The sequence below is a fragment of the Pengzhenrongella sicca genome (assembly GCF_017569225.1).
In the GTDB taxonomy this organism is placed as follows: Bacteria; Actinomycetota; Actinomycetes; order Actinomycetales; family Cellulomonadaceae; genus Pengzhenrongella; species Pengzhenrongella sicca.
This window is the reverse complement of record NZ_CP071868.1, coordinates 2351590-2375823: the sequence shown is the minus strand read 5'-3', so window position 1 is coordinate 2375823 and position 24234 is coordinate 2351590. Positions and strand designations below refer to the sequence as shown.

The window sequence follows — 24234 nt, the reverse complement described above, 5'->3', positions numbered from 1 at the left end:
TCAGGCGCGGGCGAAGCGCCCGACGAGCGCCTGGGCGGCGGCCGTGACCAACGCCCGGTCGTAGGTGACGACGAACTCGAACTCGCGGTCGCCGTCGGCCCCCTCGTCGCCGAGGTCCCGCGCCATCAGGGCGGCCGCCGTGTGGGCGCCGAGCACGACGACGGTCCACTCGCGTGCGAGCGGGTCCTGCCGGGACAGCGCGGTGCCCCGGACGCCCGGCGCCGGCTCGGCGGACATGCCGACCCCGAGCGCGCCCACGAACGGCAGCTGCCGGGCGAGCTCGGTGTAGCGCCGCGCGGTGTCCGGGCTGAAGAACCGCGCGTCCTCGAACCCGGCGAGCAGCAGCGGTGCGACCCGCGCCTGCGCCGCGGTGAGCTCGAGCGTGTGCGACAGCGGCAGGAGGAGGTGCTTGGGGGCGCGGCGGAGCCGGCGGCCCGCGCCGATCACCTCGTACGGGGTCGTGCACAGCTGCGGGCTGATCGAGTGCGCGGCAAACCGCTCCGGCCGGGAGGTCGTCGCGGCGAACCGGCGCTCGCCGCGGCCCCAGAGCCAGCCCTGCCCGAGCGTCGCCCCGAGCACGAGAGCCCGGGTCAGGTCGGCCTGCGTCTCGATGCCCTCGGCGACGACCTCGGCGCCGGACGCCTCCGCGTACGCGCGCACGGCCCCCGCGACGGTGATGGTCGCGACGTCGTGCACGGTGCGCAGCAGGCGTAGGTCGAGCTTGACGACCTCCGGACGCAGCAACGGGATGAGCGCGAGGGACGCGGGCTCGACGCCGACGTCGTCGAGCGCGATCGCACACCCCGCCGCGCGCAGGCGCTCGGCGCCTGCCAGGACCCCGGCAAGGTCGGCGGCGAGGGCCCGCTCGGTGATCTCGACGACGACCTGGACGTGCGCCGCCCGGGCGGCGACCGCGGCGAGCACGACGTCGAGATGCCCGGTCAGGGTGCTCGGCTCGATGTTCACGAACAGGGTCACGGGACGCCCGCCCGAGAGCCGGGCGGCGTCGGCGAGGGACGTCGCGAGCGATGCCCGCTCGAGGTCGACGATCCGGCCGGCCGCTCGCGCGGCGTCGAGCAGCACCAGCGGGGACTGCCACGGCGTGCCGGCGGGGCCGCGCAGCAACGCCTCGTGGGCGAGCACCGCGCCGGTGTCGAGGTCGACGAACGGCTGGTAGACGCAGTGCAGGCCGTCCGCGCGCAGCAGCGCGTCCAGGGGCACCGGCTCGGTGGGCGCGGCGCCGGCGGGTACGGCGCCGTTTGGCGCGGCGTCGAGAGGCACGGCGGGGTCGGCGTGCTGCGCGGGGGAGGACACGCCTGCCTATCGGCCGGCAGTGCGCCTATTGAAGCCGTCGTGCCGGATGACCTGGCGTGTCGTAGTCTCGGCCCGCTCGCCGGGCGGAGCGTGGACTCCGGGACGGACCACTGAGACGGACCACTGAGACGGACCACTGAGACGGGGGTGGCGGTCGTGGCGCACGGTGCGTCGCTCGTCGCGATCGCGTTGCTCGTGGGCGTACTCGGATTCGCCGTCGCGCGACCGCGGGGCTGGCCCGAGGCCGTCGCCGCCGTGCCCGCCGCCGTCGTCGTGGTGCTGATCGGCGCCGTGACGCCCGCCGCCGCGCGTGCGGAGATCGTGGAGCTGCTCCCGGTCGTGGCGTTCCTTGCCGCGATCCTGGTCCTGTCCCACCTGTGCGATGCCGAGGGTCTGTTCGCGGCGGCCGGGGCGCTCATGGCGACCGCGGCGCGCGGCCGGGCGCAGCGGCTGCTCGTGGCGGTCTTCGGCGTCGCCGCGCTGGTCACGGCCGTGCTGAGCCTCGACGCCACCGTCGTGCTGCTCACCCCGGTGGTCTTCGCGACCGCCGCCCGCGCGGGGCTGCGGCCGAAGCCGTTCGTCTACGCGTGCACGCACCTGGCGAACTCCGCGTCCCTGCTGCTGCCGGTGTCCAACCTGACGAACCTGCTCGCGTTCACGGCGAGCGGACTGTCCTTCGCGCGCTTCACGGCGCTGATGGCCCTGCCGTGGGTGACCGTCATCGTGATCGAGTACCTGGTCCTGCGCCGGTTCTTCGCCGCCGACCTGGCCGTCGGGTCGGGGCCGCGCCCGATCGCACCCGGCGCCCCGGCGCCAGCGCGCGCGACGGTGGCGCTCGTGGCGGCGACCCTCGCGGGCTTCGTGCTCGCGTCGGTGCTGGGGGTCCCGCCCGCGTGGGCCGCGGGCGCCGGCGCCGCCGTGCTCGCGACGTCGGCGCTCGCCCGTCGACGCACGACGCCCGGAGAGTTGTTGCGGGCCGCGAATCTCCCGTTCTGCGTCTTCGTGCTGGCGCTCGGCGTCGTCGTGGTCGCCGTCGTGGACTCGGGCCTCGGCGATGTGGTGGCGGGCCTCCTGCCGCGGGGCAGCTCGTTCCTCGCCCTCCTGGCGGTGGCCGCGGTGGCGGCGATCCTGGCGAACCTCCTGAACAACCTGCCGGCCGTGCTCCTGCTCGTCCCGCTCGCCGCGTCGGCCGGCGGTCCGGGCGCCGTGCTCGCCGCGGTCCTGGGGGTCAACCTCGGCCCGAACCTCACCTACGTCGGCTCGCTCGCGACGCTGTTGTGGCGACGGGTGCTCCGCGAGCACGACGCGGAGCCGAGCCTGGGGGAGTTCAGCCGCCTCGGCGCCTGGAGCGTCCCGCTCACCCTGGTGGGCGGCGTGGGTGCACTCTGGGTGTCGTTGGCGATCGGAGGATGACCTCGATGGACGTGCTGGTCTGGGTGACCGAGGCGACCTGGCCCGCGTGCGTGGCGGCGGCCCGCGAGCACGCCCCGGCCGGAGCGCGGATCACGCTCCTGTACGTCGGCGACGACGAGGTGCCGGCCGCGGCGCACGGGGCGCTCGCCGGGCTCCTCGGGCGGGCGGCGTGGGCGCGGCCGGCGGCGGGCCACGGGTTCGGGGACCTCGCCGCGCAGGCGGGCCGGGAGCTGCTCGCGGCCGCGGCACAGGAGCTCGGGCGCGCGGCCACGCTCGAGCAACGGCACGGACGCATCGAGCGCGAGGTGGTCGGCGCGGCGGCTGCCGCCGACCTCCTGATCCTCGCCCGTGACGGGGACCTGCGCCGGCTCGGACCGCACTCCCTCGCGCCGGCCACCCGGTTCGTCGTCGACCACGCGCCGTGCGCGACGCTGCTCGTGTGGCCGGTCGTGGCACCCGCGCTCGGCTCGATCCCCCCGCCCCCCGACCCGGCTCGGGCGCCCCGCCCGCCGCACGGGCCGCCGCCGCCCCAGGGGGCGGCGCCGCCGCTCGCATAGCCGCCGGCACCCTCGCCCGACCGACGGCCGCGCCGGTAGCGTGCTGCCATGAAGTTCGGCATCGTCGCGAGCTCCGGCTCGACGGACCAGGTCCTCGAGATGGCACAGGCGGCAGAGCGCGCCGGCTGGGACGGCTTTTTCACGTGGGACGGCATCAGCGTGGGGCCGGGGGACACGTTCGATCCCTGGACCCTGCTCGGCGCGGTCGCCGCGACGACCTCGACCATCCGGCTCGGCGCGATGGTGTTCTCGATCCCCCGGCGCAAGCCGTGGGAGGTCGCTCGGCAGGCGCTGACCGTCGATCACCTGTCTGGTGGTCGGCTGGTCCTTCCCGTCGGGCTCGGCGCCACCGACGACGGCGCGTACAGCCGCGTCTCGGGCGAGTCGACGGACCGCAAGGTTCGCGCCGAGCAGCTCGACGACGCCCTCGCGATCCTCGACCTCGCCTGGACGGGCGAACCCTTCAGCTTCGAGGGCACCCACACCCGCGTGCGCGACCTCGTCTTCCGGCCGCGGCCCGTGCAGCGGCCGAGGATCCCCGTCTGGGTCGTCGCGGCGTGGCCCGCGGAGCGGTCCATGCGGCGGGCCGTCGGCCGCGAGGGGATCATCCCGATCCGACGAGGTGACCCGTTCACGCCGCTCGGCCCCGTCGAGCTCGGCGAGCTGGCCGCCTGGGTGGACGCGCACCGCGACGTCGGCGCCGGTCCGATCGAGATCGTGCTCGAGGGCGTCCTCCCTGACGACCCGGCCGTGGCTGCGGCGCACGCGTCGATGCTCGCCGGGGCCGGCGTCACGTGGTGGATCGAGTCGCGCTGGGAGGGTGCTGGCGCGACGCCCGAGGCGCTCCTGGCGCGGATCCGTCAGGGGCCGCCCGACTCGCGGTGAGCGCGGCGCACAGGCGCTCTTGCGGCCGGGGCGGGCGAGTACCTCGGGCGAACCGCAGCGACGCGCGGGGGACAGGTGGGACTGGTGGGGCCTGTGGGGCGGCTCGGGCGTCCCGGTGGTGCACTCGGGTACCTCGCGCGTCGGTGAGGTTCACCGTCCGCGCGGAGCATGGTGCGGATGTGACTGGTGGGGCACGTGGGGCTTGCTGGGCGTCACAGCTGTGCGGTTCTGTCACCTGCCCCGCGCGGACGAGCGCGCCGTCCGATCTCGCGCAGGCGCGGCAGGGCGTCCAGCACCCGCGAGTGGTTGCGCGAGTGGTTGCGGGGAGTTGTCCGTGCCTACTGCTCGGGTATGAGCCGCAGGCCGGCGCGATCGGGGCGGACGTGGGGGCCTGCCGGAGTGCTCCACCCGGAGCTGGCCTGCGCTGCGCCGATGGCGGGCTCGTCGATCACGATGCCGATGCCCGGCGTGTCGCCGAGGACGATGCCGCCGTCGGAGATGACCTGATCGACCGTGAGCCCGAAGGGCGAGGAGAGGTCCTGGACCTCGGTCGACAGGTGGTTGGGCACGCACGCGGCGGCGTGCGCGACGGGGTTGGTCAGGTAGCCGACGGGGCTGATGGGCAGGTCTCGGCTGTGCGCGACGGTGGCCGCCCGCAGGAAATGGGTGATGCCCCAGACGCTGCCCGTCTGCACGATGTCGACCGCGCCCGCGTCCAGCAGCGGGCGGAACTGCTCGAGGCCCGTCAGGTTCTCGCCCGTGGCGATCGACGCGCGGACCGACCGGGACACCAGCGCGAGACCTTCGGCGTCCCAGCGGCGCAGCGGCTCCTCGACCCAGGTCAGGTCCATCTGATCCTCGAGCGCGCAGATGTAGCGGATCGCCTGCTTGCGGTTCCAGGACTCGTTCGCGTCGAACATCATCGCCGGCTTGGCGGTGTTCGCGCGGAAGAGCTCGCGGACCGCCTTCAGGCGCACCAGGTCGTGGTCGAGGTCCCGTCCGCCCTTGACCTTCGCGCTGGTGAATCCGCGCTCGACCCAGCCGCTGTACAGCGCCGCGAGGTCGTCGTCCGTCACCGCGATCTCGAGCGCCGAGGCGTACCCGGGGACGAACCGGTCCCGGGCGCCGAGGGTGCGCCACAACGGCTCGTTCGCCATCTTGGCCTTGAGGTCCCACAGCGCCATGTCGAGCGAGCCGATGCCGCCGAAGGTCGCCCCGCCGTGGCCGGACTTGAAGACGAACGCGAGCATCCGGTCGTACAGCGAGGACGTGGCCCGCGGGTCCTGGCCCTCGATGGCGGGGAACAGCCGGGCGATGTCGCTGTGCGAGCCGAGGCCGACCCCTTCGAGGCCGGAGTCGGTCTCCAGGATCACGAGTGGGACCTCCGTGATGCCCTCGCTGATGTAGCCGTTCACGTCACCGACCGGCCGACCCCAGTGGTGATACGTCGTGATGAGCCGAAAGCCGGTGATCTTCATGTCATCCCTCGCGTCGTCGGACGACTGAGACAGCATCTCGACGTCGATCCGTCCTTCGGTCCGTAAACAGCATACATCACACGTATAGAGGGTGAGACGTCATACGTTCGAGTGCGCTCCGCTAGAATCCGGTCATGGTGACGAACGTCAATAGTGCTTCTGCCTCGACGCGGATCCTGTCGATCGAGACCCGGCTGCCCGCGAAGCGCCTCGGCGTCGCCGTCGTGGAGGCGCTCGTGGACGTCATCGTGTCCGGCTCGCTCGCTCCCGGGGACCTGCTGCCGCCGGAGATCCCGCTCAGCCAGCAGTTCGGCGTGAGCCGCACGGTGCTGCGCGAGTCGGTCAAGCGCGTCGAGGAGAAAGGCCTGGTCACCGTCGCCCAGGGCCGGGGCACGCGCGTGGAGCCGTCCAGCTCCTGGAACATCCTCGACCGGGTCGTGCTGACCGCTCTCATCGCTCACGACGACAGCCTTGGCGTGCTGGACGACCTCAGCGTCGTCCGCGCCCGCCTCGAGTCCACGATGGCCGGCGAGACGGCGCACCACCGGACCGCGGACCAGCTCGGCGAGCTGCGCCGGACCACCGCGCTCATGCGGACCTCGGTGGAGGACCCGGACGCGTTCAACGCCGCGGATCACGCATTCCACGAGATGGTCATGGCGATCTCCGGAAACCGCCTCGCGGAGAGCATCGCCCGGATCCTGTTCGAGCGGGCCCGGGAGAGCACCCGCTACCGCGGGATCGCCTCGGACGAGCACGTCCGGTTCACTCTCGCCGAGCACGAGGCCGTCTTCGCCGCGATCGAGGACGGCGATCTCGACCGCGCCGAACGCGCCATGAACGACCACATCATCGATGCGTGGCAGCGCCGGCGGCTGCCCGACCATCGGGGCGCCCGCCCGGCGGGCTGAGCCGCGTCAGCCCGTGCTCCTCGGTTCCCGGAGCGTGCTGCGCCCGTCCCGCTAGGTGATGCTCTCGGGACTGACCAGCCCGGCGTCGACCAGCTCGGTCCAGAGCGCCTGCGGGACCGGGCTCGCGAAGCGGTCGAGGTTGCTGTCGACCTGCGCCGCGTTGCGCATCCCCAGCGCTACGCTCGTGACGGCCGGGTGCTGGAGGGGGAAGGCGATGGCTGCGGCCGGCAGCGACGTGCCGTGGGACTCGCAGATGTCAGCCAGCCTGTTCGCGCGAGCGACGAGCTCGGGCGAGGCCCGGCCGTAGTCGTACTTCGCCTCGGGGGCCGGCCGAGGCGTGCTCAGCAGGCCCGAGTTGAAGACGGCGACGGCGATGATCGATCCGCCCGCCCTGCGCGCCGGCTCGAGCGCGGTGGCGAGCGCGCTCTGGTCCATCAGCGTGTAGCGCCCGGCGACCATGGCGACGTCGAGCAGCCCGTCGGCGAAGAGCCCCGCGAGCTGATGAGTCACGTTCGTCCCGACGCCGATGGCGCGCACCACTCCGTCGGCCCGGAGCTCGCCGAGGGCGTCGAGCGCGTCGCGGGCCGCGCTCTCGCGGAACTGATCCGGGTCGTGCGCGTAGACGATGTCGACATGGTCGAGCCCGAGCCGCTCGAGCGAGGCGTCGAGCGAGCGGCGCACGCCGTCCCGCGAGAAGTCCCAGACCCGATGAACGTCGCCGGGCACGATGAAGCCGTCCGTGTCCAGGGCGGTCGGACGCGGGTTCGGCTCGAGCAGCCGGCCGACCTTGGTCGACACCACGAACTCGTCCCGCGGGTATGCCGCCAGCGCCCGGCCGAGCCGGAGCTCGGACAGGCCCAGGCCGTAGTGCGGCGCGGTGTCGAAGTACCGGATACCGCGCTGCCACGCGCGTGCGACGGCGTTCGCCGCCTCGTCCTCGCCCGTCCGCCGGTACAAGTTCCCGAGGCTCGCCGCGCCGAATCCGATCTCCGTCGCCCGCAGGCCGGTCGAGCCCACGGGCCGGGTGCGTAGCCTCGCCGGCATCACAGCGAGTACGCGCGGCGCGCGGTGCCCGAGTCGAGCGCCGCCTGCTCGGCGGGGGACAGGTCGCCGGTCAGGCTCAGGTACGCGTCCTTCCAGGGCCCGTAGCCGCCGGTCAGCTCGACCAGCGGCCAGTCGGAGCCGAACATCAACCGGTCGGGGCCGAACGTCTCGAGTGCGTGGTCGAGCACCGGGCGCAGGCGCTCGGCGGTCCACGACCCCCAGTCGTCCTCGAGCGTCAGGCCGGAGACCTTCGCGACGACGTTGTCGTGGCCGGCGAGCGCCTGCAGCTCGGTCGTCCAGCGGACGAGCTCGGGGCTGGTGATCGGGGGCTTGCCGAGATGTTCGAGGACGAGGAGCACGCCGGGGTGGGCGCGCGCGACCTGCGCGGCGGCCCTGAGCTGCCACGGTCGGACGACGAGGTCGAACGGGAGCCCGGCCGAGGCGAGGGCCTCGAGCCCGCGTGCGACGTCGGCGCGCAGCAGCCAGGCGTCGTCGGGCTCGAGGTGGACCAGGTGCCGGATCCCGACCAGCGCGTCCCCGCCCGGGGCGCCGCGGAGCGCGTCGACCTGGGCCGCGACGTCACCGGTGAGGTCCACCCAGCCGACGACGGCGAGCCCGTCCCGCGCCGACGCGGCCGCGAGGAGGTCGATCGTCTCGCGGTGGCTGTTGATGGCCTGCACGACGACGCCGCCGACGCCGCCATGCGCCGCGATCACCTCGCCGGCCTGGGCCATCGAGAAGTCGCGGTCGATCGCGGCCATCGTCGTCGGGTCGATCCAGGGTTGCGGGTTGGTGGCCCGGTGCCAGGTGTGCAGGTGGGCGTCGAGCAGGGCGCGCGTCACGCCAGATGCCAGATCTCGCGCAGGTCCCGCCACCGCTGGCCCGGCGTCGTTCCGACGCCGAACGGGGTCTGACAGGGGTCGGTCCGGGTCCACCAGTCCTGGGTCACCGGATCCTCCGCGATTCGGGCCATGTCCGCCTCGTGATCGGTGCCGACGTACTCGTAGTAGGCGAACAAGGTGCCCTCGAGCAGGTAGATGGAGTAGTTGGTGACGTGGCACGCGGAGAGCGTCGCCTCAACCTGCGGCCACACGGCCGAGTGCAGGCGCAGATACTCCTCCCGCAGCTCGGGGACGACGTTGACCACCATCGCGTGCCGCTCCATCGTCACTCCTTCGTCCCGCCCGCGGTGAGCCCCGAGACGAGGAATCGCTGCGAGAACATGAAGATCAGCATGACGGGAGCCACCGACACCAGGGTCGCGAGCGCGAGCGCGGGCAGCTGGATCGAGGTCGTGCCCGCGGCCGTGGGGTTGAACGCCGGCACGTTCGAGAGCATCTCCGCCAGGCCGACCTGGATCGGCGCCTTCGTGCCCGGGACCGTGAGGAAGGGCAGGAAGTAGTTGTTCCAGTTCGCGACGAAGCTGAAGAAGCCCACCAGCGCGACCACGGGCGTGGCGAGCGGGAGCGCGATCCTGCCGAACACCGCGAGCTCCCCGCACCCGTCGATGCGGGCCGCGGCCAGCAGGTCGCGCGGGATGCTCGTCGAGAAGTAGATGTAGGTCAGGTACACGCCGAAGGGGAAGAACGAGAACGGCAGGATCACCGACAGCGGCGTGCCGATCAGGTTGACCGCGCTCAGCTCGAGAAAGATCGGCAGCACCAGCGCGGTGTTCGGGATGAGCATGACGATCAACGTCATCGTCAGCAACGGCTTGCGCCCCGGAAAGTTCCCGAGGGCCAGGGCGTACCCGGCGGGGATGCTGGTGACGAGCGTCAACACCAGGGCGCCGATCGAGTACAGCGCCGAGTTGCCGAGCCACGTAAAGATGATCCCGTCCTGGAAGCCGATCAGGGCCGACCAGTTGTCCGCCAACGCTGCGAACGTGCCGGGCTGGAACGGGGCGGTCGTGATGAGGTCGCGGGGCGACTTCCCCGAAGCGATCACCAGCCAGATGATCGGCACGACGAAGAACAGCACGAAGAAGCCGATCCCCGCGACGACGGCAGCGCGGCCGAGCCACCTGGCGGGAGACGCCGCGTGGCGGCTGCGGTCGAGATCAGTCGCGTTCAAAGAGACCACCCTTGATGACGAAGAACATGCTCAGCGCGAGCGAGACCACCAGGAGCAGCACGGCGATCGCCGCGGACCCGTTGTTGTCGTTCTGCTTGAAGGCGTACAGGTAGGCGAGCTGGTTCAGCGAGTAGTCGATGGGCACGACGCCCTTGCTCGCCTGGGACAGGACGCGCGGCTCGACGAACAGCTGCGTGCCCGCGGCGAGCGACATGATCGCCATGTAGGAGATCCACTTGCGCATCATGGGGAGCTGGATGTGGCGCGCCGTCCGGATCGGCCCCGCGCCGTCGATGCGGGCGGCTTCCATGACCTCGCGCGGGATGTTGTTCAGCGCGCCGTACATGACGACGATCCAGCCGCCCGCGCCCGTCCAGAACGCGATGATGGCGAAGATGACGGGGAGGTTGCCGGGCGAGACCGTCTGGACAAACGTCTCGAGCCCGAACAGGTGCAGCACGGCGGAGACCGGGCTGACCGTCGGATCGAGCAGGAACAGCCACAGCACCACGCTCGACGCGCCCGCCAGCGCACCCGGGATGTAGTAGATGAACCGGATGCTCGAGCTCAGCCAGCGTTGGCCGATCGAGTGCACGACGAGCGCCAGCACGACGACGAATGCCAGCAGGCAGGTCAGCCAGATCGCGACGAACAGGGCAACGTGCTGGACCGCGGGCAGGAAGCGGAAGTCGCCGACGACCCGCACGAAGTTGTCGACCCCGACGAACCGGCCGTCCCGCATCACGGAGAGGTAGAGCGCATACAGCGTCGGGACGAGCCCGAACGCCACGGCGAGCACGGTGTACCCGGAGACGAAGACGTACGACATCCGGGCCTGCTGGCCGGTGGCCACCGGCCGCTTCGGCCGCCTGCCCGGCCGTCGGCTCCGTACGGAGCCGACGACCGGCGGGGCTGGTGGGGCGAGGGTCACGGTCACTTCACCGTGTAGCCGTTGACCTGAGCCTCGTTCTCGAGGGCCGTCTGCCACGCCGGGAGGAGATCGACGAGGCTCGTGCCGCTGGCGAGGTCCGGCGTCACGGTCTTCGCCCACACGGACTCCTGGCTGAACTTCGGGTAGCCCCAGCCGTCCCAGACCGAGCTGGCCGCGGTGGTCAGGTTCGGGGCGAAGTCCCCGGTGAAGAAGTTGCTCTCCCCCTGCTTCACGAGCCACTTGTCTGCGGCGGCGGTGTAGGCGGGCAGCCCGGGGGCGAGCTCGACCTGGTACTCGTCGGAGCTCGTGACGAACTCGAGGAACTCCTTGGCCGCCGCGAGGTTCTTCGAGTGGCTCGAGACGAACCACGTGCCGCCGCCGACGTTGCCGGCGACGGCCTCGTCACCGTCCCACGCGAGCGGCAGGCCGGCGCCGATGGTGCCGGCCGCGGAGTTGAGGGAGTCCGCGTTCTGGAACAACGCGCCCGAGAACCACACCGGCCCGGGCAGGAGCAGGACCTTGCCCGTGTACTTCGTCACGAAGTCCGGGCTGAACACGCTGTCCTGGACGAGGGACCCGGCGTCGATCAGGTTGTCGATGATCTCGGCGATCGCGACGGACTTCGGGTCGGAGGTGTCGGTGCTGAACTCGTCGGAGCCGGTGACGACGTTGACCGGCGCTTGGGCTCCCCAGAAGTAGACCTCGGGGGCCCACGCGTCGCCGACCGAGCCGATGATGTACCCCGGGTGCTCGGCCGCGACCTTCAGCCCGAGGGCCTCGTACTCCTCCCAGGTCGTCGGCAGCGTGTAGCCGAACTGGTCCAACAGGCTCTGGTCGTACCAGGTCACCGTGGGTGCGAGGTCGTTGCGCAGCCCGTACACCGTGTCGTCGATCGTCACGGGGGCGAGCGCGCCCTCGGTGAACCCGTCCAGGAAGGACTGGTCGACGTACCCGTTGTTCAGCTGGGCCGCGAACGGATCCTCGCCCTGGCTCGCCCAGGCGGCGTCGTTGTTCTGGGTCGAGAAGACCACGTCGGGCCAGCCGTCGCCCGCCTGGTCGAAGGCAGTGATCTTCGTCTGGAACGAGCCGGAGCCGTTCGCGCCGCCGTCGTAGGTCTCGACCTTGATCGGAGTGTCCGGGTGGGCCGCGATGAAGGCGTCCGCGGCGGGTTCGCGGGAGGCGTCGACCCAGACGGTGATGGTGCTGCCGTCCTCCTGCGTCGCCGCCGCGAAGCCGAACTCCGAGGTCGATCCGCTATCGCCCGCATCGCCGCCGGAGGAGCAGGCGGTGAGGGCGAGGGCGGCTGCTGCGACAGTCGCAGTCAGGAAGAGTCGTTGCGACGGCTTCGTGATCGCCGTTCGGTGCACTGAGAGCATGTGTCCCAATCCTTCGTCTGATCGACAACGCTGGCGATGGCTCGCTCGGGGACGAGCAGGATCAGTAGATCATACATGTGATGTTTCACCAATAGGGCGGCGTCGCCGTGCCTGCGCGCCGGTCAGGGCGCCGGCGCGCGACGTCATGACCGGGGTTCAGCCGACCGCAGCTTGGCGAACATGTCCTCGAGGAGCCATCGCGTGTCGAACGACTCGCACACGCGCACGGTCCGGCCCGGGTCGCCCGCGGCGAGCTCGCCGGTGGCCGTGAAGCGCGGGGCCGCGCGGATGCTCCACCGGCCGGCCGCCGGGTTCATCACGGCGCCGATGGCCGGGCTGTCGCCCAGCGAACGGAAGTCCATCGGTCCGTAGTCCACCGTCGCGTTGAAGGCGACGAGCTGGTCCACGAGGTAGTCCCCGACCGGTCCGGTCCCGCGCAGCCGCTCCTCGAGCTCGGCGTGCCCGACGCCGACCATCGTGTACACCGGCATCGGGATCTGCCACACCTCGAGGCCCGACTGGAGCACCACGTTGGCCGCCGCGACGTCGTTGATGAGGTTGAACTCTGGGGCGTACGCCGGGACGCCCTCGTACGGCGGCCCGCCGACCCACACCACGACGACGTCGCGCTCGCGCAGCGACGGCTCGGCCAGGATCGCGGAGGCGACGTCCGTGAGCGGCCCGAGGACGGCGACGTAGAGGCGGCTCGACTCCGCGCGCGCCTGCGCGACGATGAGGCGGGCCCCCGCAGACGGCACCGGCGTCTCGGCAGCCGGTAACGCGTGCGGCGAGCCGTCCGCCACCACCACGGCGGTGCCCAGCAGTTCGAGCAGGAGGTGCACCTCCTCGCGCGAGGCGACCATCGAGCCGGGGCGCCCGAAGTGCGAGGGGACGATGCCGCGCACGTCGAGCGTGCTGGTCAGCAGCGCGTGGACGATCGCGAACTGGTCATCGGCCTCGTTCTTCGCGTCGGTGCAGATGATCAGGCGATGGGCTGGGGGCACGGTGGGCAACCTTCTGCTGCGGCGCGTCGTCGGCGCCTGTGGGTGGGTGAGAGAGAGAAGAATCGGTCACGTCACCGTGCGGGATCTACTCCCGAGATCGTCCGCTCGAGAAGGTCAGCGAGCTCGCTCGTCGACAGCTGTCCGTCGAGCTCGATCGTCGCGCGAGCGTGCTCGAAGCGGTCGCAGCGGCGCCCCTGGTTCTCGACGGTTCCCGAACTGAGCGTGCGCGCCATCCGCCGAGGCTATCCAGGTCAGCCCTGCGACCGTGGGACTCTCGCGGAATCGCGCGTGCCACGCCATGCTGGTGCCGGAGCGACGGGAGGCGACGTGCTCGCGACGGCCTGGCAGGCGCTCGGCGGCGACCCCGCCCTGCTCGCCGGGCTGACGGTACGGGGCGACGTCGGCCTCGCCTCCCCATTCGCGGTGGAGAGCCTCGCCCTGGGCGCGGTCGGCGCGCAGGTCCTTGCCGCGGCGGAGCTCGCCGCGCAGGAGCACGCGGGCGGTGCCCGCGGCGCCGACGCACAGCAGCACGCCGTCGGCCACGTCGAGCTCGACGCCCGGCACGTCGGGATCGCGTTCCGCAGCGAGCGCTTCCTCGAGGTCGACGCCGTCGCGAGCGGCCCCGGATTCGCGCCGCTGTCGCGGTTCATCCCGACGGCGGACGGCTCGGTCCGCCTGCACGCGAACTACCCGCAGCACCGTGCGGCGATCGCGCGGGCACTGGGCCCGGATCCACTCGCGGCGGCCGCCCGCCTGACCGGGCCGGAGGTGGAGGACCGCGTCGTGGCCGCGGGCGGCGTCGCCGCGGTGGTTCGGACCGCGCAGGAGTGGCGGCAGCACCCTCAGGGGCAGGCGCTCGAGGCCCTGCCGCTCGTGCAGCTCGAGCGCGTCGCCGCCGGCCCGCGGGCGCCCACGCGGCCGGTGCCGTCGATCCGCGGGCTGCGCGTGCTCGACCTGACCCGCGTGCTCGCGGGCCCGATCGGCACCCGCACTCTCGCGTCCTACGGCGCCGACGTGCTGCGGGTCGACAACCCGCGCAGTCCCGAGGACCCGGCGACCCTCCTCGAGACCGGCCCGGGGAAGCGCCACGTCGAACTCGACCTCGCGGCCGGGGCGGACCGCGACCGCTTCGACGAGCTGCTGGACCACGCGGACGTGCTCGTGCAGGGCTACCGGCCGGGCGCGTTGGCGGCCCTCGGGCTGCACCCCGACCGGCTCGCGCAGCGCTGGCCGGACCTCGTCGTGGTGACCCTGTCGGCCTGGGGCACGAGCGGGCCGTGGAGCGGTCGCCGCGGCTTCGACTCGGTGGTCCAGGCAGCGACGGGCATCGCGGACGGCGCGCGCGACGCCGCAGGAGCCCCCGGCGTGCTCCCGGCGCAGGCGCTCGACCATGGCGCGGGGCACCTGATCGCGGCGCTGGTCCTGCGGGCCCTCACCCGGCGCCGGCGCGAGGGCGGCACCTGGCACGGAGAGCTGTCGTTGGCCGGCCTCGCGTCCTGGCTGACCGCCGCGCCGCGGCCGGCCGGCCCGCCGAGCGCGCCGGTGGAGCCGGTCGACGCCGCGCCGTACCTGGTGCGCCTGCCGTCGGCGGCGGGCGTGCTGACGCTGGTGCGGCCGCCGGGCTCTCCGACGTGGCCTGCCGGACCGGTCCACCTGGCGCCCGCCGAGGCCCGGTGGCGCGACCGCGGCCCGACGCCGCCCGCAGGCCGTGGCGGGCAGAAGGTCCCATAGGAGAGGCTTACCTATCCATAGGGTCGAGGGGTGACTCTCTGTGATGGCCCGCTTGGCGCCGAGCTCGTCGTGACCGGGGTGCGGCTTCCCGTCGCGGCCGCCTTCCGCCTGCACGAGATGGGCATCCGGGTGGGCACCCGGGCGCGGGTGACCCAGCGAGCGGCGTTCGGCGGTCGCGTAATCTCCGTCGCCGGGTCGCGGTTCGCGCTCGACGGCGGGTCCGCGCTCCTCATCGACGTCGAGCCCGTCCATCCCGTTCATCCCACGGAGCCGATCCGGCCCGTCGAGGCGGTGGCATGAGCTGTCACGGCACGCCGGCGACGCCGGACGCCCGCGGGGCCATCTCGACCCTGCCGGGAGCCGCTCCGCTGCGCGTGCTGCTCGTCGGAGCCCCGAACGTCGGCAAGTCGACGCTGTTCAATGCGCTGACCGGAGCCCGGCAACGGACGATGAACGCCCCGGGCACGACCGTGGAGCTCTTCGCCGGCACGTGGCGCACCACCGATCCGAAGCACCCCACGCCGGCGGTGGAACGGGCGATCGTGGACCTGCCGGGCACGTACAGCCTGGTGGCCCGCTCGGTCGACGAGCAGGTGACTGCCGACGCGGTACGCGAGCTCGGCGATGCTGCGGCCGGCGCGGCCGCCACGGCCGGTTCCCCCGACCGCCGCGGCGTCGCCGTCGTCGTGCTGGACGCCACCGCGCTGACGCGGTCGCTGTACCTGCTCGCCCAGGTCGCCGAGACGGGAGCCCCGGTCGTCGTTGCGCTGACCATGCTGGACCTCGCCGCCGCCGCGGCGGACTCGCCGACGTCGGCCGTGCCGCCGGCCGTCCTGGCGGCCGCGCTCACCGCGACCCTGGGCGTGCCCGTCGTGCCCGTGGACGCCCGGAGCCGGACCCACGAGGGGTTGACCGCGCTCGCCCGCGCCGTCGACGACGTCGCGTCCCGCGCCCCGGCCGTCGCCGGGCTGGCGCTCGCGCCGCGCGCCGACGCCGGGCTCGACCTTGCGCAGGAGCTCGCGCACGCCGAGGCGCTCTTCAGCTGGGTCGAGGCCGTGCTGGGCGACCTCGCCGCGCTGCTCGGGCCGGCGCCCGGCGATGCCGCGGTCGGGTCGTCGCCGCGGCGCACCTTCTCCGACCGCGTCGACGCGGTGCTGCTCAACCCGTGGGCCGGCATCCCCGTGTTCCTCGCGGTGGTCTGGCTGATCTTCGAGCTGACGACCAAGGCCGCCGCCCCGTTGCAGGGGGCGATCGACGCCGTCGTCAGCGGCCCCGTCGCGGCGGGCCTGACCGCGGTCCTGAGCGTCGCCGGGCTCGACGACACCTGGGTGCGCGGGCTCGTCGTCGACGGCTTGCTCGCCGGCGTCGGCACCGTGGCGACGTTCGTGCCGGTCATGGCGGTCATGTTCGCGGCGCTCGGGGTGCTCGAGGACTCGGGGTACCTCGCCCGGGCGGCATTCGTCGCCGACCGGGTGATGCGCTCGCTCGGCCTCGACGGCCGCGCGCTGCTCCCGCTGATCATCGGCTTCGGCTGCAACCTGCCGGCGCTGGCGGCGACGCGAACCCTGCCGAGCTCCCGGCAGCGCCTGCTGACCGGGCTGCTGATCCCGCTGACGTCCTGCGCGGCCAGGCTGACCGTCTACATCCTCCTCGCGGGCGCCTTCTTCCCCACGCACGCCGGGACGGTCATCTTTGCGATGTACCTGGTGAGCGTGGCCCTCGTGCTGGGCGGTGGGCTGCTCCTGCGGCGCACCGCCTTCCGGGACGTGCGCACCGAGCCGCTGATCCTCGTGCTGCCGCCGTACCAGCGCCCGGGTCTGCGCACGCTGGCGGCGTCGGTCGTGCTGCGGGTCGGCGCGTTCGTGGGCCGGGCCGGGAAGATCATCGTCGCGACGCTGCTCGTCGTGTGGGTGCTGATGGCGGTCCCCGCGACGGGCGGGTACTCCCCGGGCGACGTGCCCGTCGGCGAGAGCCTCTACGGCCGGACGGCGGCGGGCCTGGCTCCCGTCCTCGCCCCCGCCGGGTTCGGCAACGACCACGCCGCCGCGGCGCTCATCACGGGCTTCGTCGCCAAGGAGGTCGTGGTCGGCTCGTTCGCGCAGTCCTACGCGGTGCCCGAGCCCGGTGACCCGGCCCAGGCGGGCGACCTGGGCGATCGGCTGCGCGCGTCCTTCGACGAGTCGTCGGGCGGTCACGGCGGGGCCGCGGCGCTGGCGTTCATGACCTTCGTGCTCGCCTACACCCCGTGCGTCGCCGCGCTCGCCGAGCAGAAGCGGCTGTTCGGGTGGCGTCCGACGCTCTGGGCGCTGAGCGTTCAGCTCGTGACGGCGTGGCTGCTCGCGGTCGCGGTGTTCCAGGTCGGGTCGCGGCTGTGAGTGCCTGGGCGGCGGTGCTCGACGACGCCGCGCGGCGCGGCGGGACGCCCGATCAGGTCGCGGCGCGGCTTGGGCTGCCGCGGTCGCTCGTGCACGCCGTGCTGGACCACGCCGGGCGGCTGGGCCTGGTCGTGATCGCCGGCCGGGACTGCGCGTCCGGCTGCCCGACGGGCGCGGCGGCCCCCGGCTGCGTGGGCTGCCCCCTCGCGGTCAGCGGCCCGTCCGGGGCGCGAACGCGAGAATGACCGCCTCGTCCGGGACGAGCGTCGGGAGGCCGCTGAGGTGCTGGTCGAGCCAGGCCCCGAACTCGTCGGCGGGCGCGGGCCGCTGGTACAGGTAGCCCTGCGCGGCGCCGGCGCCGATCGACTCGAGGTACTCCTGCTGGTCGGCGCGTTCGACGCCCGCCGCGATCGTGCGCAGGCCCATGGCTGCGGCCCTGGTGACCACCTCCGCGGTCACGGCCCGGTCCAGGCAGTTCTCGGTGCTGCCCGCGACGATCGACCGGTCGATCTTGACGATCTGGACGGGCACGCTGGCGAGCGTGGTCAGCGCCGAGCTGTCCGTCCCGACGTCGTCGATCGCGATGACGACGCCGAGCGCCGCGAGCTCGCCGAGCCGGCCGATCGTGGCGGGCGACGAGGCGGCCGTGGCCTGGGTGACCTCGAGCACCAGCTGGTTGGGCGGGACGTCGAACTCCGCGAGGCAGGCGCTCACGTCGGCGCCGAGACGGTCGTCGTGGAGCTGGAGCGCCGAGATGTTGACGTGCAGCGCGAGCGGCGAGCCCGGGTGGGTGTCCCGCCAGGTCGCCGCGTCGGCGCACGAGCGGCGCAAAACGAACGAGCCGATCGCGGCGATCGCGCCGGTCCGCTCGGCGACCGGGATGAACGCGTCCGGCAGGAGCAGTCCGTGGCGCGGGTGCACCCAGCGCACCAGCGCCTCGACGGCGGTGCACCGGCGAGACGGCAGCGACAGCACCGGTTGGTAGTGCACCACGAGCTCCCCGCGCGAGACGGCCGCGGCGAGCTCACGCTCGAACACCGCGTCGGCGGCCTGGCCGGCCGGCTGCCGGCCCTGTGTCGGCAACGTTCCATCGGTCCGCCTGCGCACCGGGTGATCCTTCCCTCGGGAGCCCGGCTGACCCGGAGGGTCCCGTGGCTGTGCGTCCCCGCCTTGCGACGGGTTTGCCGTTGCCGGTCGGCTAGCGGGTGCCGCGCGGTCGGCGCGCCTTCGGCTGGACCTTCGACTTTCGCCGGGCCGACGACGGCGCCGCGGCCTGGTCGCCCCGGCGCGGCTGTTCGCCCTGACGCGGCTGGTCGCCCCGGCGCGCGGCCGCGGCGGGCTGCTGCGCCGGGTTGGCGGAGCGCGAGCTGTGCGCGGATCGCCCGCGCACGATCCCGATGAACACCTCGACCTCGGCGGACGTGTCGTCGGCCGACCATGCCATCGCGACGGGGTACTCGTCGACGCCCCGGACGGGGCGGTAGGTCACGTCCTTGCGGTGGTTCATCCTCGCGACGGACTGGGGCACGATGACGATGCCCAGGCCCGCCGCGACCAGCGCGATCGCGTCCGCGGTCGACGCCATTTCGGGCAGGGGGCGTCGCGGGGCCGTGCGGCCCCGGCGCGCGGCGTCGCGCCACTGCGGCACGTCGTCCGGGTCCTGCAGGAGGTGCTCGTCGACCAGGTCCAGGACCGAGATCGACTCGAGCGAGGCGATCTCGTGATCCTTCGGGACCACGACCACGGGCATCTCGGCGTACAGCGGGATCGTGCTCAGGCCGGTCTTGTCGATCGGGAGGCGCACGAAGCTCACGTCGGCGAGACCGTCCCGCAGCACGGTGGTCTGCGTGTCGGCGTCCGTGCGGAGCACCCGCAACGGGCGGTCCGGCATCCGCTCGGCCCACAGCTTGGTCCACTTGGAGATGGTCACGCCCGGCATGATCGCGACCGTGAAGGCGGGCGCGGAGCCGTCGGCGGGGGACAGGTCGGGGTCGTCCCGCGCGGCGTCCTCGGCCAGCAGCGTGCGGGCGCGCGCGAGCAGCGCCTCGCCGTCGGCCGTCAGCTCGGTGTGTTCGGACGGCCGCACGAACAGCTCCACCCCGAGCTCGGCCTCGAGCTCGGTCACGGTCCGGCTCAGCGCCGGCCGCGAGATGTGGAGAGCCGCGGCCGCGCGGCCGAAGTGCAGGTGGTCGGCCACCGTCGCGAAATAGCGCAGCCGGACCAGATCGACATCCACTCGGAACTCCTCGCTCGCGCCGACGCACTGTCGCGCGGGCATGGTTCAAGGCTAAGCGAGTCCGGCGGATACGATGACCGGATGACCTCGGCCAGAACGCACCAGACCATGAAGCCGGTGACGGCCGCGAAGAAGTTGGGCATCCACCTGCCCGCCGCACCCGAGTCGTTCCGCGACGCCGAGGCGATCAGCCGGTCCGACCTCGCGGCGCTCATCAACACCCCGCCCGAGTGGCTCGTCGAGCTGCGCGAGAACGGGCCGCACCCCCGCGAGGTCGTCGCGAGCCGCCTCGGCGTCTCGATCGCCGGGCTCTCGCGCGGCGGCGTGACGCAGGCGCTGACGACTGCCGAGATCGTCGAGATCGGCCAGCAGAAGCCCGCCTGGCTCGTCCGTGAGCGGGCGACTCACGCCGACGTCACCGCGGAGGACGAGCGCGTCGCGGCGCGCGACGCCGAGCGCCTCCTGCACCCGAGGAAGGTCCGCCCGACCCCCTGACGTGGCCTGCCGCCGCCGCGGCGGCCGTGTCGGTGCCTCCGGCTAGCGTCCGGACGGTGGCCGATGACCGCAGGGAGGCGCGATGGACATCGATGAGGCGAGATCGCTCGCCGAGGGGCTCATGCGGACTCACGGGCTGACGGCGTGGACGCTCGTGTTCGACCGGGCCCGCACCCGAGCGGGGGTCTGTCGCTACGACCGCCGCGAGATCGGGCTGAGCCGGGTGCTCACGGAGCTGCACCCGGAGCAGACGGTGCGCGGGACGATCCTGCACGAGATCGCGCACGCGCTGCTCGCCCCCGGGCACGGGCACGACGCGGCCTGGCGCGCGAAGGCCCTCGCGATCGGCGGTGACGGCCAGCGGTGCCTGGCCCCGACCGCGCCGCGGGCGCGAGCCCCCTGGGTCGGGGTATGCGCCCGCGGTCACGAGGTGTACCGGCACCGGCGCCCGACGCGGCCGTCGTCGTGCGACCGGTGCGGGCGCCGCTTCGACGTCGCGCACCTGCTCGCGTGGCGGTTGAACGGCCGGCCCGTGCTGCTGACGCCGGCCCAGCTCGCGGAGCTCGCCGCGCTGCCGCGCAGCGGCCCCGCGCGGGCGCCCGTCGCCTGGCTCAGCCCCGGTACGACGGTCGTGCTCGGCGGGAGCGGTCGATACGCCGGGCTGTCCGGGCAGGTCATCACCCGGGGCCGTACCCGGTACCACGTGCGAACGGCGCTCGGCACCGTCACCGCGCCCTTCGCACTGGTGCGGGCGGCCGCGCGACCCGGTGAGCCCGCGCCCCGCTGATCGACCCGCTGGCCACCACTGAACACGCGGGATCAGCGCGCCCGGCGTACGGTCGAGTGACCACGACAAGGAGACAGCCATGGCGCCGAACGATCACCCGCACGAGCCCGGATCTGCAACCGAGGCCGACGAGATCCGCTCCGACGAGATCACCGAGCCCGCCTCGGCGACCGGGGCCAATGCCGATTCCGGGCTCGAGACCACGGCGGCGAAGGTGCGCTCGGACGAGCTCGAGCAGCCGGCCGCGGTGGCGGGGCTGACCAGCACCGACACCGGGGACGCCACCGAGGCGTCCAGGATCGCGGCGGCGGGCCTCGGCCAGGCCTCCGACGTGTCCGGCCTGTCGAACGCCGACGACGGCAGCGCGAGCGAGGCAGACCGGATCAGGTCCGACCGGCTCGACTAGCGGGCCGGCGGCCTGCGGGCCCGTCGTCCTGGGTTAGTACCCGGCGGGTTCGGCGGCTTCGCGCGCGGGTCCTCCCGCGGAGCCGTCGAGCTCGGCGAGGATCGCGGACGAGCCGGACAGCCCGAGCCGGGTCGCGCCCGCGGCGATCATCGAGCGGGCCGCCGCCGCCGTGCGGATGGCGCCGGAAGCCTTCACGCCGAGCCGCCCGCCGACGGTCGCCGCCATGAGCGTGACCGCCTCGACGCTCGCGCCGCCGGCGGGGTGGAAGCCGGTCGACGTCTTGACGAAGTCGGCGCCGGCGGCCTCGGCCGCGCGGCAGGCCCCGACGATCTGGGCGTCGTCGAGCACGGCGGACTCGATGATGACCTTGAGCAGGTGGGGCGCCGGGACGGCCGAGCGCACGTCGGCGATGTCGGCTTCGACGGCCGCCCAGTCGCCCGCCAGCACCGCGCCTAGGTTGATCACCATGTCGACCTCGTCAGCGCCGTCCGCGACGGATCGGGCCGCTTCCGCGCGCTTGATCTCGCTGTGGTGCGTACCGGCCGGGAAACCGCACACCGCGACGACGCGCAGGCCCGGGGCGGCGATCGGCAGCATCGACGGCGAGACGCAGACCGCGCCGACGCCCAGCTGCTGGGCCTCGACGACGAACGCGGCCACCTGGGCGGCGGTCGCCTGGGGCGCGAGCAGGGTGTGGTCGACGATCGCCGCGACGTCGGACCGCGTGAGGGCGGTCGGGTCGAGCGGGGTTAGATCGCGGGCGTGAGCGGACACGGGGCTCCTTCAAGCGGCGGCGAGCGGCCGGTGCTCGGGCGCGTCGGCGCCCGGCTCGGCGGATGGCCCCCCGATGATACGGCGCGGTGGGCGCCCGATCGGGCGACCGCCGGCGTGCGTCACGGTGCGGCGAGACCGAGGGACGACTCAAGCGCGTCCGCGAGCTGGGTCGAGTAGGTCGCGGTGACGTGCACCTGGTCGCGGTAGGCGATCGTCGATCCGACCACCACGGGGCACTTGCCGCTCGCGCAGAACCACTGGGAGGTCGGCTGGAACTGCACCTCGGCGTCCAGCGCCTGCTTCTCGCTCCGGCGTTCCAGGTTCAGGTTGCCCCGCTGGACGTCGAAGGTGCACGTCCCGAGCGTGGCGTCGCGGGCAAGGAGGCACTCGCCCGGCTGGGTCGGCAGGATCGGCACGTCTGCGAGGCTGACGATCCGGTCCGAGGCTCCGCTGAAGCTGGCGAGGATCGCCGCGACGGACGTGTCCCAGCGCGTCCAGCGAAAGTCGTCGAGGTTGGCGAGGTTCACCCCGGAGTTCCCGGCGAACACGATCACCTCCGGGTGCAGGTCCTGGATCTGCTCCGCGGCCCAGTCCGCCCAGACGGAGCAGTCGCCGGCTCCGATGCCGTCGGCCGCGGCCATCTCGTCGTCCGTGCACGCCTCCTTGATGAACGGGATGAGTGTGATTCCCGCCCGGGCCCCGATCGCGTCGAGCGCGGGCATCCAGTTCTGCGCCTTGGAGCTGCCGAACACCACCATCGTCCGGTCGCCGTCGGGATCGCCCAGGCGGCAGATGCGGTTGGTCGTGACCTGGTACGCGCTGCAGCCGCCGAGGTAGTAGACGTCGTCGGCCAGGCTGAGCAGGTCGGGGTTCAAGGCGGGCAGCGGGGCGTCCGCCGCCGCCTGCTCGACCGAGGCCGCCACTGCCGCGGCGGCGGCCTCGCTCGGCGTCGCCGGGGCGGCGGCGACCGTCTGCGTGGGTTCGGGGGTGGGCTCGAGCGCGGTGCCGGCGGCGGCGACCCGGCTGTTGTAGGCGGACGCCTGGGCTGCCTGCGCGTCGGTCCACACGGCGGAGGTCGCCAGCGACGTGAACACCAGGACGACCGAGATCGAGGCGGGCCACAGCAGCAGCCGGTCGCGCGGGGTCAGCCACTGCGGCCGGGCCCGCCGCAGCGGGTCCTCGAACCACCGATAGCTCGCGGCGGACAGCACGATCGCAAGCCCGACGAGCAGCAGGTTCTCGCGCAGGGTGAGCCCTCGCCCGACGTACGCCGCCGCGATCACCAGGACCGGGAAGTGCCACAGGTACAGCGAGTAGGAGATGTCGCCGACGTAGGTGAACGGGCGGGTGCCCAGCAGCAGCCCGGCGCCGAACCGCGGCGCCCCGCCGATCCCCGAGGCGACGACCGCTGCGGTGGCTAGCACGGGCAGGAGCGCGGCCCAGCCGGGGAACGGCGTCGTCGGGTCGTAGACGACGGCGGCGACCAGGATGCCGGCGAGGCCGGCCCAGCTGAGGATGACCCGGACCGCCGTCGGGATGCGGGTGATCACGAGCGCGAGCGTGGCGAGCAGCGCACCGACCCCGAGCTCCCAGCCGCGCGCGAACGTGGAGAAGTAGGCGGACGCCGGGCTCGACTCGGTGGACAGCACCGACCAGGCGAGCGAGGCGCCGATCACGACGACCAGGACGGCCAGCACGGCGCGCACCGGGACGGGCGCTGGCCGGTCCCGGTGCCGGGAGCCCCGGACCCGGCGCCGCCGGTGGGTGGCGAACAGCACGGCGGCGAGGAGCACCGGCCACACGAGGTAGAACTGCTCCTCGACGGCGAGGGACCAGAAGTGCTGGACCGGGGATGCGGGGGTGTCGGCCGCGAAGTAGTCGGTCCCGACCTGCGCGAAGCGGATGTTCGCCCCGAAGAAGGCGGCCCAGACGATGTCGCGCAGCACCGCGGCGGCGCGCACGTAGTTGAGCAGCAGGTAGGTGGCGGCGCCGGTCACGACGAGGACGAGGGTCGCCGCGGGGAGGATCCGCCAGGCGCGGCGCGCGTAGAAGGTCTGGAACGACACCCTCCCGGTGCGCCCCGCGTCCTGCAGGAGGAGCCCGGTGATCAGGAAGCCGGACAGGACGAAGAAGACGTCGACGCCGACATAGCCACCGTGCAGCTCCACGATGCCCGCATGGTCGAGCACGACCAGCAGGACGGCGATCGCGCGCAGGCCCTGGATGTCCCGGCGGAAGCTGGTGGCGGGCGGGCGCTGGCCGGGCGCGGGACGCGCTGTCGCTGGCCGCGCGGGCCGGGCCGCGGTCGACGCCGCCATGCTGCTCCTCGCGGGTCACGGTTCGTCGCCGGGCGCCCCGGGTGGGCCCTGAACCGTGGCTCACAGTAGGGCCGAACTGCTCTCATGACGCCCAATTCGCCCGATCAGTTCGGACATTTCACCCGC

Annotated in this window: 25 protein-coding genes and 1 riboswitch; of the genes, 11 read left to right on the top strand and 14 right to left on the bottom strand. The window is 73.4% G+C overall.

Going from position 1 to position 24234, the window contains the following annotated elements:
* The gene (locus tag J4E96_RS10850) at positions 1-1314 is read right to left on the bottom strand and encodes a sensor domain-containing phosphodiesterase (RefSeq protein WP_227422126.1); all 1314 of its coding nucleotides are present in this window, start codon (positions 1312-1314) and stop codon (positions 1-3) included.
* Between the two features lie 156 nt (positions 1315-1470).
* Here J4E96_RS10850 and J4E96_RS10845 point away from each other — a divergent pair, with 156 nt between their 5' ends.
* From J4E96_RS10845 to J4E96_RS10835, 3 genes are read left to right on the top strand one after another with little or no spacing between them, the layout of a single operon-like run.
* Positions 1471-2727: an SLC13 family permease gene (locus J4E96_RS10845; RefSeq protein ID WP_227422125.1), complete on the top strand. Its 1257-nt coding sequence runs from the start codon at positions 1471-1473 to the stop codon at positions 2725-2727.
* A gap of 5 nt (positions 2728-2732) precedes the next feature.
* On the top strand, positions 2733-3284 hold the full coding sequence (locus J4E96_RS10840) for a universal stress protein (RefSeq protein WP_227422124.1): 552 nt from the start codon (positions 2733-2735) through the stop codon (positions 3282-3284).
* 48 nt (positions 3285-3332) lie between these two features.
* The gene (locus J4E96_RS10835) at positions 3333-4169 is read left to right on the top strand and encodes an LLM class flavin-dependent oxidoreductase (protein ID WP_227422123.1); all 837 of its coding nucleotides are present in this window, start codon (positions 3333-3335) and stop codon (positions 4167-4169) included.
* Between the two features lie 338 nt (positions 4170-4507).
* On the opposite strand, the gene J4E96_RS10830 is transcribed toward J4E96_RS10835, so the two are convergent.
* A complete protein-coding gene (locus J4E96_RS10830; protein WP_227422122.1) occupies positions 4508-5647 on the bottom strand; it encodes a mandelate racemase/muconate lactonizing enzyme family protein in 1140 nt (379 codons plus the stop codon).
* Between the two features lie 134 nt (positions 5648-5781).
* On the opposite strand from J4E96_RS10830, the gene J4E96_RS10825 reads away from it, so the two are divergent.
* Positions 5782-6558 carry a FadR/GntR family transcriptional regulator gene (locus J4E96_RS10825; protein ID WP_227422121.1) on the top strand — a complete coding sequence of 259 codons (777 nt, stop codon included), beginning with the start codon at positions 5782-5784 and terminating at the stop codon, positions 6556-6558.
* 51 nt (positions 6559-6609) lie between these two features.
* Here J4E96_RS10825 and J4E96_RS10820 read toward each other — a convergent pair whose 3' ends face one another.
* The 8 genes from J4E96_RS10820 to J4E96_RS10785 form a co-directional block, all read right to left on the bottom strand.
* The gene (locus tag J4E96_RS10820) at positions 6610-7575 is read right to left on the bottom strand and encodes an aldo/keto reductase (RefSeq protein WP_319637671.1); all 966 of its coding nucleotides are present in this window, start codon (positions 7573-7575) and stop codon (positions 6610-6612) included.
* A gap of 26 nt (positions 7576-7601) precedes the next feature.
* The gene (locus J4E96_RS10815) at positions 7602-8444 is read right to left on the bottom strand and encodes an amidohydrolase family protein (RefSeq protein ID WP_227422119.1); all 843 of its coding nucleotides are present in this window, start codon (positions 8442-8444) and stop codon (positions 7602-7604) included.
* Entirely contained in the window at positions 8441-8767 is a 327-nt protein-coding gene (locus tag J4E96_RS10810; protein ID WP_227422118.1) for an L-rhamnose mutarotase, read from the bottom strand. Before J4E96_RS10810 ends, J4E96_RS10815 begins: the two co-directional genes overlap by 4 nt.
* Before the next feature lie 2 nt (positions 8768-8769).
* Positions 8770-9684, bottom strand: coding sequence for a carbohydrate ABC transporter permease (locus tag J4E96_RS10805; RefSeq protein ID WP_406619745.1), 915 nt, complete (start codon positions 9682-9684; stop codon positions 8770-8772).
* Positions 9662-10528, bottom strand: coding sequence for a carbohydrate ABC transporter permease (locus tag J4E96_RS10800; protein WP_227422116.1), 867 nt, complete (start codon positions 10526-10528; stop codon positions 9662-9664). Before J4E96_RS10800 ends, J4E96_RS10805 begins: the two co-directional genes overlap by 23 nt.
* A gap of 80 nt (positions 10529-10608) precedes the next feature.
* On the bottom strand, positions 10609-11982 hold the full coding sequence (locus J4E96_RS10795) for an ABC transporter substrate-binding protein (protein ID WP_227422115.1): 1374 nt from the start codon (positions 11980-11982) through the stop codon (positions 10609-10611).
* 143 nt (positions 11983-12125) lie between these two features.
* The gene (locus J4E96_RS10790) at positions 12126-12986 is read right to left on the bottom strand and encodes a nucleoside hydrolase (protein WP_227422114.1); all 861 of its coding nucleotides are present in this window, start codon (positions 12984-12986) and stop codon (positions 12126-12128) included.
* Positions 12987-13057: 71 nt separating this feature from the next.
* Entirely contained in the window at positions 13058-13219 is a 162-nt protein-coding gene (locus J4E96_RS10785; protein ID WP_227422113.1) for a hypothetical protein, read from the bottom strand.
* Positions 13220-13274: 55 nt separating this feature from the next.
* On the opposite strand from J4E96_RS10785, the gene J4E96_RS10780 reads away from it, so the two are divergent.
* Genes J4E96_RS10780 through J4E96_RS10765 form a run of 4 tightly spaced genes read left to right on the top strand, consistent with a single transcriptional unit; the run spans position 13275 to position 17337 of the window.
* On the top strand, positions 13275-14717 hold the full coding sequence (locus J4E96_RS10780) for a CoA transferase (RefSeq protein ID WP_227422112.1): 1443 nt from the start codon (positions 13275-13277) through the stop codon (positions 14715-14717).
* A gap of 30 nt (positions 14718-14747) precedes the next feature.
* Positions 14748-15017 (top strand): FeoA family protein, encoded by a 270-nt coding sequence (locus J4E96_RS10775; protein ID WP_227422111.1) that lies wholly within the window; start codon positions 14748-14750, stop codon positions 15015-15017.
* Positions 15014-17092, top strand: coding sequence for a ferrous iron transporter B (gene feoB / locus J4E96_RS10770; protein ID WP_227422110.1), 2079 nt, complete (start codon positions 15014-15016; stop codon positions 17090-17092). Before J4E96_RS10775 ends, feoB begins: the two co-directional genes overlap by 4 nt.
* Positions 17089-17337: a hypothetical protein gene (locus J4E96_RS10765; protein ID WP_227422109.1), complete on the top strand. Its 249-nt coding sequence runs from the start codon at positions 17089-17091 to the stop codon at positions 17335-17337. Before feoB ends, J4E96_RS10765 begins: the two co-directional genes overlap by 4 nt.
* Here the strand turns inward: J4E96_RS10765 and J4E96_RS10760 are convergent.
* Complete coding sequence (locus tag J4E96_RS10760) at positions 17303-18199, bottom strand: EAL domain-containing protein (protein ID WP_227422108.1); 897 nt, start codon at positions 18197-18199, stop codon at positions 17303-17305. The two genes, J4E96_RS10765 and J4E96_RS10760, sit on opposite strands and share 35 nt — an antisense overlap.
* A gap of 14 nt (positions 18200-18213) precedes the next feature.
* Positions 18214-18288: riboswitch (cyclic di-GMP riboswitch) on the bottom strand.
* A gap of 2 nt (positions 18289-18290) precedes the next feature.
* The gene (locus J4E96_RS10755; RefSeq protein WP_227422107.1) at positions 18291-19370 is read right to left on the bottom strand and encodes a LysR family transcriptional regulator; all 1080 of its coding nucleotides are present in this window, start codon (positions 19368-19370) and stop codon (positions 18291-18293) included.
* A 39-nt stretch (positions 19371-19409) separates the two neighbouring features.
* Here J4E96_RS10755 and J4E96_RS10750 point away from each other — a divergent pair, with 39 nt between their 5' ends.
* The 3 genes from J4E96_RS10750 (at position 19410) to J4E96_RS10740 (ending at position 21016) form a co-directional block, all read left to right on the top strand.
* On the top strand, positions 19410-19823 hold the full coding sequence (locus J4E96_RS10750) for a DUF5997 family protein (protein ID WP_227422106.1): 414 nt from the start codon (positions 19410-19412) through the stop codon (positions 19821-19823).
* A gap of 82 nt (positions 19824-19905) precedes the next feature.
* Positions 19906-20610, top strand: a complete 705-nt coding sequence (locus J4E96_RS10745; protein WP_227422105.1) for a SprT family zinc-dependent metalloprotease — start codon at positions 19906-19908, stop codon at positions 20608-20610.
* Positions 20611-20689: 79 nt separating this feature from the next.
* Positions 20690-21016, top strand: a complete 327-nt coding sequence (locus J4E96_RS10740; RefSeq protein ID WP_227422104.1) for a hypothetical protein — start codon at positions 20690-20692, stop codon at positions 21014-21016.
* 33 nt (positions 21017-21049) lie between these two features.
* Here J4E96_RS10740 and deoC read toward each other — a convergent pair whose 3' ends face one another.
* Positions 21050-21790, bottom strand: coding sequence for a deoxyribose-phosphate aldolase (gene deoC, locus J4E96_RS10735; RefSeq protein WP_227422103.1), 741 nt, complete (start codon positions 21788-21790; stop codon positions 21050-21052).
* A 119-nt stretch (positions 21791-21909) separates the two neighbouring features.
* Entirely contained in the window at positions 21910-24108 is a 2199-nt protein-coding gene (locus J4E96_RS10730; protein WP_227422102.1) for an acyltransferase family protein, read from the bottom strand.
* Between the last annotated feature and the right edge of the window lie 126 nt (positions 24109-24234).